Origin of the sequence: Lysobacter sp. 1R34A (genome assembly GCF_051217035.1) — a bacterium.
GTDB lineage: Bacteria > Pseudomonadota > Gammaproteobacteria > Xanthomonadales > Xanthomonadaceae > Lysobacter.
Window position 1 is genome coordinate 151,032 of record NZ_JBPKJP010000001.1, and the last position, 15,853, is coordinate 166,884.

The following is a 15,853-nucleotide window of genomic DNA, read 5'->3' on the forward strand; positions in this document are numbered from 1 at the left end:
TCAGATCCGGTAGCGCTGCGCGAGCACCCGGCCGATCCGGGCCAGGTGCTGCGGATGCGCCATCTCGTCGTGGCGACAATCGATGTCGTGGACATGGACGCGGCCGTCGACCCGGGCGCGAAACTCGGCCGCACCGGGGGCGCCGTCGTCCTTGCCCGCGGAGGCGTTGAAATAGACCAGCTCGCCCTGCAGTCGCCGGCGCGGCGCGTAGCGGCCGAGCAGGGCCACGTCGTTGGCGGTCGCGGCGATGAAACGCTCGAGCTGGCCGGCATCGAAGCCCGAATAGATGCTGCCGTCGAGCAGTTGCGCGGCGCGGGCATAGTCGGGGGTGGCCGCGTCGTAGCCGGCGAGGTCGCAACCGCTGTGTTCGAGGAACTCCTGCAGGATGCGCTCGCGCGGCTTGTCGTTCGCGGCCGGGTCGAACTGCGGCAAGGCGCTGAGCAGGTAGCTGTCGAGCAAGGCCAACAGCGCCACCGGTTCGCCGGCCTCTTGCAGGCGCTGCGCGATCTCGAACGCCAGTACGCCGCCGTAGGACCACCCGAGCAAGTGATACGGTCCCTGCGGCTGCACCGCACGAATCTGCGCAAGGCAGTCCTCGGCGGCCTCTTCCAGCCGCTGCGGCACGCTCGATCCATCGAGGAGCGCACGGCCCTGCAAGGCATAGATCGGCCGCTGCGGGTCGATATGCCGCGCCAGACCGCTGTACCACCAGCCCAGGCCGCCGGCCGGGGGCAGGCAGAACAGGGGCGGCAACGACCCCTGGGGCCGGATCGGCAACAGCGGCTGCAGCGACGACAGCGCTTGCAAGGGTTCGGCCAGGCGCTGCGCCAGGGCGGCGACGGTCGGCGTCTCGAACAGCATGCGGGTCGAGAGCTCGGCGCCGAGCGTGCTGCGGATCCGGCCGATCAGGCGCGGCGCTAGCAGCGAGTGGCCGCCGAGTTCGAAGAAGTCGTCGTCGATGCCGACCTCGTCGAGTTCCAGCACTTCGGCGAACAGCGCGCACAAGGCCTGCTGCTGCGGCGTGCCGGCGGCGCGGCGTGCCGGCGCGTCCGCGGCGGGCAGAGCCCTGCGGTCGATCTTTTCCGCGGCGGGCAGAGCCCTGCGGTCGATCTTTCCGTTCGGCAGCAGCGGCAGGCGATCCAGCACGACCCAGGCCGACGGCAGCATGTGGCCCGGCAACTGCGCGGCCAGGGTGTCGCGCAGCGCTTGCGTGTCCGGGTTGCGGCCCGCGGCCGGCACCAGATAAGCGACCAGTTGGCGCTGCCCGGGGCGATCCTCGCGCACGCCGACCGTGGCCTGGGCGACGGCCTCGTCGGCTGCGAGCAGGGCCTCGATCTCACCGGCCTCGATCCGGAAGCCGCGGATCTTGAGTTGATGGTCGGCGCGGCCCAGGTACTCCAGTACGCCATCCCCGCGCCAGCGCACCACGTCGCCGGAGCGGTACATGCGCGCGCCCGGCTCGAACGGGTTGGCGACGAAGCGTTCGGCGCTGAGCCCGGCCTGGCGCAGATAGCCGCGGCTGAGGCCGAGGCCGGCTACGTAGAGTTCGCCAGGCGCACCGACCGGAACCGGCCGAAGGAAGGGATCGAGCACGTAGGCGCGCATATTGTCGATCAGGCGCCCCAGCGGCACGCCGTGCTCGCCGCGGTCGTCGGCGCGGGCTTCGAAGCAGGTCGCGTCCCAGAACTCGGAGGTGCCGTAGATGTTGAGCAGGCGCGCCTGCGGCATGGCTGCCTTGAACCGGTTGGCCAACTCGAAGCTCAGCGCTTCGCCGCTGCACGACCAGTAGCACAGCTTCGGCAGGCGCGCGGCGAGGTCGATGCCGGTATCGAGCATGGCCCGCAGCAGCGACGGCACCAGCACGATGCGGGTCGCGCCGGCCTCGGCCAGCGCCTCGATCAGGCGCTCGGTGTCGGTGGCCTGTTCGCGCGCCAGGATCAGCACGCGCTGGCCGCGGATCAGCGGCATGAACAGTTCCCACAGCACGTCGATGAAGTTGACCGTGGTCTTCTGCGCGTAGATCTCCTCGACCTCGCCGTCGAGTTCGACGTCCCAATGCAGGCGCGAGGCGACGTTGCGATGCGTGCCCATCACCGCCTTCGGCCGTCCGGTCGAACCGGAGGTGTAGAGCAGGTACGCGAGGTGCTCGGGATGCGGCGTGCCGCGTACCGGCGCATCGGGCGCACTGTCTTCGTCGTCGATGATGACCAGCCGCGCCGGGGAGTGCGGCAGGCGCGAGCGCAGCGGCGCTTGAGTGACCACCGCCGCCGGGCGGGCGTCGTCGAGCATGTAGGCCAGGCGTTGCGGCGGGTAATCCGGATCGAGCGCGAGGTAGGCGCCGCCGGCCTTGAGGATGCCGAGCAGGCCGACCACCGCCTCCGGCGAGCGCTCCACGCACAGGCCGACGATGCTGTCGGGGCCGATGCCTGCGGCCTGCAGGCGGCGGGCGAGACGGTCGGCGCGGCGGTCGAGTTCGGCATAGCCGACGGTCTGCTCGCCGAACATCAACGCGACCGCTTCCGGGGTGCGCGCGACCTGGGCTTCGAACAGGGCGATCGCGGTTTCGGCCGGTATCGCACGCGCGGTGTAGTTGCGTCGCTGCGCCTGCTCGCGTTCGTCGTCGTCGAGCAAGTCGAGCGCGGCGACGCGGGTGCCCGGTGCCCGCGCGATCGCTTCGAGCACGCGCGCGAAGCGTCCGGCGATGGCGCGTGCATGCGCGACGTCGAGCAGGTCCGGGCGATAGCTCAGGTCGAGGTGCAGCGGCTGCCCCGGTGCGGGCGGCGTCACCGACAGGCCCAGCGGGTAATGCGTCGCCGCGGCGCCGTGATTGCCGCGCAGGGCGATCTCGATGCTGTCGTCGTCGCCGCGACCGACCGCGGAGGGGGCGACCGGGAAATTCTCGAATACCAGCAGGCTGTCGAACAACTCGCCGAGCCCGCCGATGCGCTGGATCTCGGCCAGACTGACGTGCTGGTGTTCGAGCAGGGCCGACTGCTGCAGTTGCAGGCGCTGCGACAGGCCGAGCAGGCTTTCCTGCGGTCGCAGTTGCAGGCGCAGCGGCACGGTGTTGATGAACAAGCCGATCATGCGTTCGATGCCGGCGACGTCCGGCGGGCGCCCCGACACGGTGACGCCGAACACCACGTCGTCGCGGCGGGTCAAATGCCCCAGCACGATCGCCCAGGCCGCCTGGACCAGGGTGTTGAGGGTCAGCCGATGGCGCCGCGCCTGCAGCGCGAGCGCATCGCCGAGCGCCGCCGGGAGGCTCATCGACAGCGCCGACGGCACCGTCGCGGCGGTCGAAGCCGCGACCAGGCGGGTCGGCTCGGCGAGACCGGCCAGGGCCTCGCGCCAGGCCGCGGCCGAACGCTCGCGGTCGCGACTCGACAGCCAGCTCAGGTAATCGCGATACGGCGGGACCGGCGGCAGCGCCGTGCCGCCGCCGTCGTTGCGATACAGCGCGAACAACTCCTGCAACAGCATCGGCGAAGACCAGCCGTCGAGCAGGATGTGGTGGCTGGTGAACAGCAGGTGGTGGCGCATGGCATGGCCGTCGCCATCCCGTACCAGGGTGAAGCGCAGCAGCGGGCCGCGGTCGAGTTCGAAGCGGCGACGTTGGTCGTCGAGCAGCAGGGCCTCGAGGGCGGCCTCGCGGCTCGCCGCATCGCCGCCGTGGAGCGCGTGTTCCTGCCAGGGCAGTTCGACCTCGCAGGGGATCGCCTGCACCGGTTCGCTCAGGCCCTGGTGGAGGAAGGCGGCGCGCAGGTTCGGATGGCGTTCGAGCAAGGCCCGGGCGGCCCGGCGCAGGCGCGAGGCATCGAGCGGCCCGCTCACGGTGAAGGCCATCTGCACGATGTAGCGGTCCTGCGCCTGCTCGTCGTACAGGGTGTGGAACAGGAAGCCGTGTTGCAGCGGCGACAGCGGCAGCACGTCGAGCAGGCGCGGCTGGGTCGCTTCGATGGTTTCGATCTGGCGCTGGTCGAGCGCGACCAAGGGCAGGTCGGCCGGGGTCAGCAGGCGATGCTCGCCGGCCGCGACGGTGGCGGCGATGCGGCGCAGCACCGCGAACCAGGTCTCTGCGAGGTCGCGCACCGCGGTCTCGTCGAAGCGCGCTCCGTCCCAACTCCAGCCGGCGCACAGCACCGGGCCTTGCGGGCCGTCCTCGGTGGTGGCGTTCAGGTCCAGCGCATGGGCGAAGGCGTGCGCTTCTTCGCCGGAGCCGTCGAGCAGCACGTCGGCGGCCGGCGCCCAATGCTGTTGCCCGCAACCGCCGGCGACGGCGAAACGGCCCAGGTAGTTGAAGCCGATCTGCGGCGCCGGCAAGCCCGCCAAGGCCTCGCCCGCGGCCGGGTCGAGATAGCGCAGCAGGCCGTAGCCGATGCCCTGGTCGGGCAGTCGGCGCAGTTGCTCCTTGACCGACTTGAGCGCGCGTTCGAGTTCGCTCCCGCCGGCCGTCGCCGCGCCGCGATCGAGCTCGGCCAAGGACAGCTGCAGCGGAAACTGGCTGGTGAACCAACCGACCGTGCGCGAGAGATCGGCGCCCTCGACGATCGCCTCGCGGCCGTGGCCTTCGAGCTCGAAGCGCACCGTATCGAGGTCGACGCCGAGGTAGCGTTGCCGCCAGTCGGCCACGGCGAGGGCGAACGCGCACAGCAGCACGTCGTTGATGCGGCCGTTGATGCGTTCGGTGGCGCGGGTCAGCAGGACTCGGGTGACTTCGGGTTCCAGGCGCAGGCCGAGGCTGCCGCGGCCGGTCGCGCTGTCGGGCTGCGGATCGGGCGCGCGGCTGGTCAGCGGCGGGTCCTGGCCTTCCAGCATCGAACGCCAGAACGGCAGCTCGTCGCTGCGTTGGGCGGCCGCTTTCGGCAGGGCCAGCGCCCAGTGGCGCAGCGAGGTCGGCACCGCTTCCAGCTCGGCGGCGCGGCCGGCGCTGCGCGCTTGCCAGGCCGCTTGCAGGTCCGGGATCAGGATCCGCCAGGACACGCCGTCGATGACCAGGTGATGCAGGGCCAGGAACAGCAGCGAGGCGTCGCCGTCGTCGAACCATACCGCCTGCAGCATCTGGCCTTCGCGCGGCGACAGACGCTGCTGCGCGGCCTGGGCGTGCTGGTTGATCGTCCAGGCACGGGTCTGCGCATCGAGGCCGTGCAGCTCGACGTGGTTGAGGCAACTGACCGCGGCGACGCTGCCGGCGACGGCGATTTCGATGACGTCGCCGGGTTTCAGGCGCAGCCGCAGCGCGTCGTGATGGTCGATCAGGTCCTGCAGCGCGGCGATCAGCGGCTCGCGCTGCAGGCGCGGCACCTGCAGCAGCATCGATTGGGCGAAGTGTTCGAACGGCCCGTCCTGCTGCAACAGCCAGCGCATGATCGGGGTCGCCGGCAACACCCCGACCGGCGCTTCCGCCGGCGCCGCGTCCGGCCCCCCGATGCTCGCGGCGACGCGGGCGAGGGCCTGCACAGATTGCTGCTGGAACACGTCGCGGGCGCTGAAGCGCAGGCCGGCGCGACGCGCCCGGCTGACCAGTTGGATCGAACCGATGCTGTCGCCGCCGAGTGCGAAGAAGCTGTCGTCGATGCCGACCCGCGGCAGGCCGAGCACCTGCGCGTACAACTCGCACAGCAGGGTTTCCATGGCGTTGCGCGGCTCGCGCGCGCCGGTCGCGTAGTCCGGCGCGGGCAGCGCCCTGCGGTCGAGCTTGCCGTTCGGGGTCAGCGGCAACCGATCGAGTACCACGAACGCCGCCGGCAGCATGTAGTCGGGCAAGCGCTCGGCGAGGGACTCGCGCAAGGCGGCCTCGTCGATGCGTTCGCCGGCCAGATAAGCGACGAGCTGTTTCTGCCCGGGACGATCCTCGCGCAGGATCACCGCGTTGCGCGGATGCCCGGCCAGGGCCAGCGCAGTCTCGATCTCGCCCAGTTCGATGCGGTAGCCGCGGATCTTGACCTGCTGGTCGGCGCGGCCCAGGTAGGCCAGGCGGCCGTCTTCCTGCCAGCGCACCCGGTCGCCGGAGCGGTACATGCGCGTGCCGCGCTCGAAGGGGTTGGCGACGAAGCGTTCGGCGCTGAGGCCGGCGCGGCCGAGGTAGCCGCGGGCGATGCCGGCGCCGGCGATGTAGAGCTCGCCGGCGATTCCGGCCGGGACCGGTTGCAGCGCCGCGTCGAGTACGTAGAAGCGGGTATTGGCGATCGGCCCGCCGATGCAGGCCAGGGCCTTGCCCTCGGCCTCGGTGACGTCGGCCGAGGCGCACCAGATCGCCGCTTCGGTCGGGCCGTATTCGTTATGCAGCCGCGCCAGCGGGGCGTGTTCGCCATGACGCTGGCGCAGGCTCGGCGGAATCGCTTCTCCGCCGAGCACCACACTGCGCAGCGAGGCCAGGGTGTCGGCATGCTCCAGCGCCGCCGCGTACAGGCTCGGGCCGCTGATCCACTGTTCGATGTCGTGTTGCCGGACCAGGGCGGCCAAGGCCTGCGGCTCGTGTTCGAGGCCGGCCGCCGGCAGCGCCAGACTCGCGCCGATGGCGAGGCTGCCGAAGATCGCGGCGAGGGAGGCATCGAAGGCCAGCGAGGGCAGCAACACCGCGCTGCGGTGCGGCGCATAGCGTGCGCTGCGGGCGCGGATCGAATTGAGCGCCTGGCGATGCTCGACCATCACGCCCTTGGGCTGGCCGGTCGAGCCGGAGGTGTAGATCAGGTAGGCGCCGTGGTGATCGCGCAGGGCGCAGCGGCGGTCGCCGTCGCGCGGGGCGCGTTCGCTGGCCAACTGCATCAGCTCGCGCGTCGCCGGTGCGTCGATCGTGAGCAGCGGCATCGCCTGGCCGAGCGCCGGCAGGCGCGAGGCGAAGGCTTGGTCGGCGAGCAGCAGCGCCGGCCGCGCATCGTTGAGGATATGGCCGATGCGGTCCGGCGGATGCTGCGGGTCCAACGGCAGATAGACCGCTCCGGCCTTGAGCACGGCGAGCAAGGCGACGATCGCCTCGGGCGAACGCGGCAGGGCCACCGCGACGCGATCCTCCGCGCCGATGCCGCGCGCCATCAGCACATGGGCCAGGCGATTGGCGCGTCGTTCCACGGCGAGGTAGTCGAGTTCTCCATCGTCGCCGATCAGCGCCGGCGCGCTCGGCGTGCGCGCGGCCTGGGCTTCGAACAACTGATGCAGCCCGGCGAAGCCGGTGGTTTCGGCTGCGGTGGCATTGAAGCCGAGCACGCGTTCGCGCGCCTCGTCGTCGAGCAATCCGACGCGCCCGAGGCAGCGCTCGGGGGCCTGCGCGATCGCATCGAGGATGCAGCGATAGGCGCCGAGCAGCCGCGCCGCCTGGGCCGCGTCGAAGGCGTCGTCGCGATAGCTCAGGCTCAGGCGCAGGGTCTCGCCCGGCATCACCGCCAGGCCGAGCGGGTAATGCGAGGCGTCGCCGCCGTGCTGGCTGTGCCGGCCGATGCGCAGGCCGGCGCCGGGCAGGCTGGCGCCGTCCTCGCCGAATGCGGTCTCGTCGATTGGGTAGTTCTCGAACACGGTCAGGGTGTCGAACAGCTCGCCGACCCCGGCCAGCTTCTGCAGCTCCGGCAGGCTGAGGTGCTGATGTTCGAGCAAGGCCGCTTGCTCGGCCTGCACCGCGCGCAACAGGCTTTCCAGGCTCTGCTGCGGCTGCAGGCGCACCCGCACCGGCACGGTGTTGATGAACAAACCGACCATGCGTTCGATGCCGGCGAGTTCCGGCGGGCGCCCGGACACGGTGGTGCCGAACACCACGTCGTCGCGGCCGGTGATGCGGCTCAACAGCACGGCCCAGGCGGTCTGGCTGAGGGTGTTGAGGGTCAGGCCGAGACGACGCGCCTGGAGGTCGAGCTGGCGGCTCAATGTTTCGGGCAGGCTCTGCGTCAGCACCTCGGTGCGGGCTTCGACGCGGGCGCCGCCGGCGACCCGGGTGGCTTCGTCGACGCCGTCGAGATAGTCGCGCCAAGCCCGTTGCGCGGCGCCGCGGTCGCGGCCCGCCAGCCAGGCCAGGTAATCGCGATACGGCGCGACCCGCGGCAGCGCGTCGATGTCGCCGCCGTTGGCATACAGGGCGAACAGTTCTTCGAGCAGGATCGGCAGCGACCAGCCGTCGAAGACGATGTGATGATTGGTCAGCACCAGGCGATGCAGATGCTCGTGTTCGCGCACCAGGGTGAAGCGCAGCAAGGGGCCGCGGGCGAGATCGAAACCCTGCGCGCGGTCTTCGCGCAGCAGCGCGTCGAGCGCGGCATGGCGCGCTTCGGCGCTGCCTTCGAGAGTGACTGCGCGCCATGGCAGCACCGCATCGCGCGGTATCGCTTGCACCGGCGCCGGCAGGTCGTGATGGACGAAGGCCGCACGCAGGTTCGGATGGCGCTGCAACAGCGCCTGCGCGGCACGGTGCAGCGCGGCGGGGTCGAGCGCGCCGTCGAGGGTGAAGGCCATCTGCACGACGTAGCTGTCGCTCGCCGCGGCCGCGGGCGTGTCCGCGTCTTGGTCGTAGACGGCGTGGAACAGGAAGCCGTGTTGCAGCGGCGACAGCGGCAGCAGGTCGAGCAGCGGCGGTTGCACGGCTTCGATGGCCTCGATTTGGGTCTGGTCGAGCGCGATCAGCGGCAAGTCCGACGGGGTCAGCAGATGCCGCTCGGTGTCGGCGACGGTCTCGGCGATGCGGCGCAGCACCGCGAACCAGGTGTCGGCGAGGTCGCGTATCGCCTCCTCTTCGAACAACTCGCCGGCCCAGCTCCAGCCGGCGCAGAGCACCGGCCCTTCGACGCCGTCCTCGGTGCTGGCGTTGAGGTCGAGCGCATGGGCGAGCGGGCGCGCTTCGTCGCCGTCGCCGCCGAGCGCGGCCTCGTCGGCCAGAGCCCAGTGCGGCTCCTGCGCGCCGTTGCCGGCGACGCTGAACCGGCCGAGATAATTGAAGCCGACCTGCGACGGGGGCAGTGCCTGCAGGGCTTCGCGGCCGTCCTCGCTGAGATAGCGCAGCAGGCCGTAGCCGACGCCGTGGTCGGGCAGGCGGCGCAGTTGTTCCTTGACCGATTTGAGCGCGCGCTCCAGCGGCGCGCCGCCGCGCAGCGCGGCCTCGCGTTCGCCGCGCGGCAAGCGCAGTTGCAGCGGGAACAGGCTGGTGAACCAGCCGACCGTGCGCGACAGGTCGGCGCCGTCCAGGATGGCCTCGCGGCCGTGGCCTTCGAGGTCGAAGCGGACCGTGTCGGCATCGTCGAGGCCGCGGCGCTGGCGCCAGTCGGCCAGCGCCAGTGCGAACGCGGTCAGCAGCACGTCGTTGATGCGGCCGTGGATGCGTTCGCTGGCGCGGGTCAGCAGCACCCGGGTGGTATCGGCTTCCAGACGCAGCCACAGGCCGCGCTGGCTCGCGCTGGTGTCGCGTTGCGGATCGAGCGCACGGGCACTCAGACGCGGATCACGGCCGTCCTGCATCGAGCGCCAGAACGGCAACTCGTGCCGGCGCGCCGCGGCGAGCTTCGGCAGCGCCAGCGCCCAGTGGCGCAGCGAGGTCGGCACCGGTTCCAGGGCGGGGACATGGCCTGCCGCGCGTGCTTCCCAGGCGGCCTGCAGGTCGGGCACGAGGATGCGCCAGGACACGCCGTCGACCGCGAGATGGTGGATCGCCAGCCACAGGCGGGAGTCGTCGCCGTGGTCGAACCAGACCGCCTGCAGCAGGCGCCCCTCGCGCGGGCAGAGCCGGTGCTGCGCGGCGTCGGCCGCGGCCTGCATCGCGGCATCGCGTGCGTCGCCGTCCAGGCCGGCGAGATCGACGCGATGCAGACAGTCGGCGGCGTCGATGCGGCCGAGCGGCAGGATCTCCAGACTGTCGTCCCGGTTCAAACGCAGGCGCAGGGCGTGGTGATGATCGATCAGGTCCTGCAGGGCCGCTTGCAGCGGCTGCAGGCGCAGCGCCGGCACCCGCAGCAGCATCGACTGGCTGAAGCGGTCGAGCGGCCCCGGGCGTTCGAGCAACCAGCGCATGATCGGCGTCGCCGGCAAGGCGCCGACCGGTGCTTCGACCTCGACCGTGTCGGCCTCGACGACCGTCGTCGCGACCTGGGCCAGGGCCTGCACCGAGGAATGCTGGAACACGTCGCGGGCGCTGAAGCGCAGGCCGGCGCGGCGGGCGCGGGCGACCAACTGGATCGAGCCGATGCTGTCGCCGCCGAGGGCGAAGAAGCCGTCGTCGATGCCGACCCGCTCCAACCCCAGCACCTGCGCGAACAAGGCGCACAGCGCGGTCTCGGTGGCGTTGCGCGGTGCTCGCAGGCGGCTTGGGGCGAAGTCGGGCGCCGGCAGGGCCTTGCGGTCGAGCTTGCCGTTCGCGGTCAACGGCAGCGCGGCCAATGCGACGAAGGCGGCCGGCCGCATGTACTCGGGCAGGCGCTCGGCGAGCGCGGTGCGCAGCGAGTCGGTGTCGATGGCGTCGCCGACCAGGTAGGCGACCAGCTGTTTCTGGCCGGGCCGGTCTTCGCGCACGATTACTGCGTTGCGTGCGTAACCGGCTTGCGCGAGCGCGGCCTCGATCTCCCCGAGTTCGATGCGGAAACCGCGCAGCTTGACCTGCTGGTCGGCGCGGCCGAGGTAATCGATCTGGCCGTCGCCGCGCCAGCGCACCCGATCGCCGGAGCGGTACATGCGCTGACCGATCTCGAACGGATTGGCGACGAAGCGTTCGGCGCTGAGCGCCGGGCGGCGCAGATAGCCGCGGGCCAGGCCGGCGCCGGCGATGTACAGCTCGCCGGGCACGCCGGCCGGCACCGGTTGCAGCGCCTCGTCGAGCACGTAGACCTGCATATTGTCGAGCGGCGCGCCGATCGGCACCGAGCGCGCGTCCGGCGGCAGAGTCGGCACGGCGCAGGTCAGGGCGAAGGTGGTGGTTTCGGTCGGGCCGTAGCCGTTGACGATGCGCAACTGCGGATGCCGCGCCTGCAGGCGGCGGATCGCATCGGTCGAGAGCACGTCGCCGCCGGCCAGCACTTGGCGCAAGCCGGCGAACAGCTCGGGCGTGGATTCGGCGAACTCGTGGAACAATCCGGCGGTCAGCCACAGGCTGCGCACGTCGTAGCGCTCGATCAGACGCTGGAAGTCGCGGCCGTCGCCGGCCTCGGCCGGCGCGACCGCGATGCGGCCGCCGTTCAACAACGGCACCCACAGCTCGTAGGTCGAGGCGTCGAAGGCGTGGGTCGAATGCAGCAGGACGGTCTCGTGGCCGCTGGCGAAGCGGCGGTCGCGGGCGAACTCGACTACGTCGCGCTGGCGCACGGCCACGCCTTTGGGTACCCCGGTCGAGCCGGAGGTGTACATCACGTAGGCGAGCTGCTCGGAATGGATCGCCGGCCTGCGCGCGCGCGCTTCGGCGGGGGCGTCGAAATCGAAGCGGTCCAGGCGCAGCAAGTTCGGATGGCTCAAGTCGCGTGCATCGATGCCGGCATCGGCGATCAACACCGTGGCTTCGGTTTCCGCCAGCAACCGGGACAGGCGCTCGTCGGGATGCTGCTCGTGCAGCGGCAGGTAGTAGGCGCCGGTCTTGAGCACCGCGAGCACGGCCACGATCAGCTCGGGCGAACGCCGCAGCAACAGGGCCACGCCGCGTTCGGCGCCGGCGCCGTGGCGCCGCAGCTCGTGGGCCAACGCTTCGGCGCGGCGGTCGAGCTCGGCATAGCTCCACTCGACGCCGTCGCCGGCCACCGCGATCGCGTGCGGACTCGCGGCGACCTGGCGTTCGAACGCGGTGGCGACCGACTCCAGCTCGACCGGGTGGGCCGTATCGTTGCAGGCGCGCAGCAGGTGCTGGCGCTCGGTCTCGTCGAGCAACTCAACGGAGCCGATCGGCAGGCTGTCGTCCTCGGCGATGGCGACCAGCATGCGTTGCAGGCGCCGTCCGATCGCTTCGGCGGTGGCGGCATCGAACAAGTCGCTGGCGTATTCGAGGGCGCCGTCGAGGCCGCCGGCCTGCCCGGTGGGGTGGTAGCGTTCGCAGAACGCGACGCTGAGGTCGAACTTAGCCACGTCCAGGGCGAACTCGGCCGCGTGTGCGCGCAGGCCGGGCAACTGCAGCTCGGCCTGCTCGGTGTTCTGCAGCACCAGCAGCACCTGGAACAGCGGATGATGGCTCGAGGAACGCTCGGGTTTGAGCGTATCGACCAGTTGCTCGAACGGCAGGTCCTGGTGCTCGAATGCGGCCAGATCGGTCGCGCGCACCCGCGCCAGCAATTCGCCGAAGCGCGGATTGCCACTCGTGTCGGTGCGCAACACCAGGGTATTGAGGAACAAGCCGACGAGCTCGTGCAGGGCGGTGTCCTGGCGGCCGGCGACCGGCGTGCCGATGGCCAGGTCGGTGCCGGCGCCCAGGCGGGTCAGGGTCGCGGCGAGCGCGGCCTGCAGGACCATGAACAAGGTCGCGCGATGGCGGCGCGCGACCGCGCGTAGCCGCGCATGGGTGTCTGCATCGAGGGCGAAGCCGCATTGGCCGCCGCGATAACTCGCGCGTGGCGGTCGCGGCCGGTCGCTCGGCAGTTCGATCTGCTCGGGCAAGCCGGCCAGCGCGTCGCGCCAGTAGGCGATCTGCGCCGCGATCAGGCTGGCGGGGTCGGATTCGTCGCCGAGCAACTGTTGCTGCCACAGGGTGTAGTCGGCGTACTGCACCGGCAGCGGTGCGCGGATCGGGGCCTGGCCGGCCAGCCGCGCGGCATAGGCCTCGGCCAGGTCGCGCGCCAGCGGCGCCAGCGAGGCGCCGTCGCCGGCGATGTGGTGCAGCAACAGCAGCAGGGCGTGCCGCTGCGGACCGAGCCGGACCAGGGTGGCGCGCAGCGGAATCTCGCGGCGCAGGTCGAAAGCGTAGGAGGCGGCCTGCGACAAAGCGGCGGCGAGACCGGATTCGTCGCTGTCGACGAGATCCAGGGCCGGCGCCGCGTGTTCGAGCACTCGCTGGCACGGCACATCGCCGGCCGGAAATACCGTGCGCAGGCTTTCGTGGCGCTCGCACAGGTCGGCGAGCGCGGCGCGCAGCGCATCGACGTTCAACTCGCCGTCCAGGCGCAAGGCCAGCGGCATGTTGTAGGTCGCACTGGGGCCTTCGAACTGGTGTAGGAACCACAGCCTGCGTTGCGCGAACGACAGCGGCAAGGCCTCCGGGCGCGGCATCGGCCGCAGCGCCAGGCGCCGGTCTTGATTCGGATCGAGCGCGGCCGCCAGGCCGGCGACGGTCGGGGTTTCGAACAGGACGCGGATCGACAGCTCGACGTCGAGTTCGGCGCGGATCCGGCTGATCAGGCGGATCGCCAGCAGCGAGTGGCCGCCGAGGACGAAGAAGCTGTCGTCGATGCCGAGTTGGGCGGCGTGTTCGTCGGACAGGCCCAGCACTTCGGCGAACAGCGCGCACAGGGTCTGTTCGCGAGGATTGCGCGGGGCGCGCTGGCTGGCCGGGACGAAGTCCGGAGCCGGCAAGGCCTTGCGGTCGAGCTTGCCGTTCGGCAGCTGCGGCAGCGTGTCGAGAACGACGATGGCGGCGGGAATCATGTACTCGGGCAGGCGCCCGCCCACGCGTTCGCGCAAGGCCTCTCGATCCAGGTCTGGGCCGGACACGACGTAGGCGACGATCTGCTTCTGCCCCGGCCGGTCCTCGCGCACGATTACGCTGTTGCGCGGGTAGCCCGCGCGCGCGAGTTCGGCCTCGATCTCGCCGAGCTCGATGCGGAAGCCGCGCACCTTGACCTGATGATCGACGCGGCCGCGGTGGACGATGACGCCGTCCTCGCGCCAGCTGGCGAGGTCGCCGGAGCGGTACATGCGCTGGCCGGCCACGAAGGGGTCGGCGACGAAGCGTTCGGCGCTGAGCGCGGCGCGGCGCAGGTAGCCGCGCGCCAGGCCGTAGCCGGCGATGTACAGCTCGCCGGTGACGCCGGCCGGCACCGGCCGCAGCGCATCGTCGAGCACGTACAAGCGGGTATTCCAGATCGGCCCGCCGATCGGAATCGGGCCTTCTTCGAGTTCCCGGCAGGGCCAGGCGGTGACGCCGATCGAAACCTCGGTCGGGCCGTAGGAATGATGCAGCGGCCGGCCGATGCGTTCGGCGACGCGGCGGCGCAGATCGGCCGACAGCGCCTCGCCGCCGCAGACGATGCGGCGCAGGCTGCTGCAGCCCGCCGCGCCCGGTTCCTGCACGAACATCTCGAGCATCGAGGCGACGAAGTGCACGGTGGTGACGCGCTCGCGCTGGATCAGCCCGGCGAGATAGGCCGGGTCGCGGTGGCCGTCGGGGCGGGCGACGACCAGGCGGGCGCCGTGCAGCAGCGGCCAGAAAAATTCCCACACCGACACGTCGAAGCTGGTCGGGGTCTTCTGCAGCACCGCGTCGTCGGCCTGCAAGGCGTACTCGTGCTGCATCCAGGCCAGGCGGTTGACGATGCCGCGGTGCGGGATCACCGCGCCCTTCGGCGTGCCGGTCGAGCCGGAGGTGTAGATGACGTAGGCGGGATGGTCGAGCCGCAGCGGGCGGGTGCGATCGGCGTCGGTGGGCGTGGCGCTGGCGAAACCCTCCAGCGAGGCGACGAAGCCGGCCTCGTCGAGGCGCCACAGCCCGTCGTGCGCCGGCAAGCGCTCGACCACGTCGCCGCGCGCCAGGATCCGCGCCGGCGCGGCGTCGGCGATCATGTGGGCGAGGCGGTCGCTCGGGTAATCGGTGTCGAGCGGCAGATAGGCCGCGCCGCTCTTGAGCACCGCGCACAACGCCACGACCAGTTCCAGCGAACGCGGCAGGGCCACGCCGACCAAATCCTCCGGGCCGATGCCGTCGGCGATCAAGCGACGGGCGAGGCGGTTGGCGCGCGCGTCGAGTTCGGCATAGCTCAAGCTCTCGCCTTCGAACACCACCGCGATGGCGTCGGGTGTGCGCGCGGCTTGCGCGGTCAATAGCTCGGCCAAGGTGTGTGCCGGCACCGCATGCTCGGTCGCATTCCACTCGCGCAGCACCTGTGTCGATTCCGCGGCATCGAGCAGCTCGATGCGGCCGACCGGCTGCCCGGCCTCGGCGACGAAGGCTTCCAGCAGACGCTGATAACGGCGGCCCAGACGCAGCACCTCGTCGCGCGCGAACAGATCGGGGCGGTAGCTGAGCTTGAGCTGGTACGGCCGGCCCGGAATCAAGGCCAGGCCGACCGGGTAGTGCGAAGTGTCGCCGCCGTGATGGCTGTGCAGGGCGATGCGCAACGCGTCGGGCGCGTCGTCGTCGCCTTGGCCGACCGGGAAGTTCTCGAACACCACCAAGGTGTCGAACAGCTCGCCGTGACCGGCCAGGCGCTGGATCTCGGTCAGGCCGAGGTGCTGGTGATCGAGCAGCGCCGATTGCTCGCGCTGCAGACGCAGCAGCAGGTCGCGCACCGATTCGTCCGGCCGCCATTGGAGGCGCAGCGGCAAGGTGTTGATGAACAAACCGACCATCTGCTCGACGCCGGCCAGTTCCGGCGGCCGCCCCGACACGGTGGTGCCGAAGGCGACATCGCGGCGATGGGTCAGGCGACCGAGCAACAGGCCCCAGGCCGCCTGCACCACGGTGTTGAGGGTCACGCCGATGCCGCGGGTGAGCCGGGTCAGCGCCTGCACGAGTTCGTCGGGCAGGTCGATGCGCAAGGTGTCGGGCACCGCCGGCGCGGTGGTCGCCGGGGCGATCCGGCTCGGCTCCTCGAAGCCGGCGAAGGCGTCGCGCCAGGCCGTGCGTGCCGCGGCGGCGTCGCGCGAGGTCAGCCAGCGCATGTAGTCGCGATACGGCGTGACCCGCGGCAGCGCCTGCGCGTCGGCGCCGTTGCGGTACAGCGCGAATAACTCTTGCAGCAGGATCGGCGAGGACCAA

At 71.3% G+C, this 15,853-nt stretch carries 1 protein-coding gene (running past one end of the window); it reads right to left on the bottom strand.

What is annotated here, in order from left to right; translation table 11 throughout:
* Positions 1-15,853, bottom strand: the 3' portion of a protein-coding gene (locus tag ACSAMQ_RS00590; RefSeq protein WP_435393766.1) for an amino acid adenylation domain-containing protein. 449 nt of this gene lie beyond the right edge of the window; the window shows 15,853 of its 16,302 coding nt (coding positions 450-16,302); its start codon lies off the right edge, out of view; the stop codon is at positions 1-3.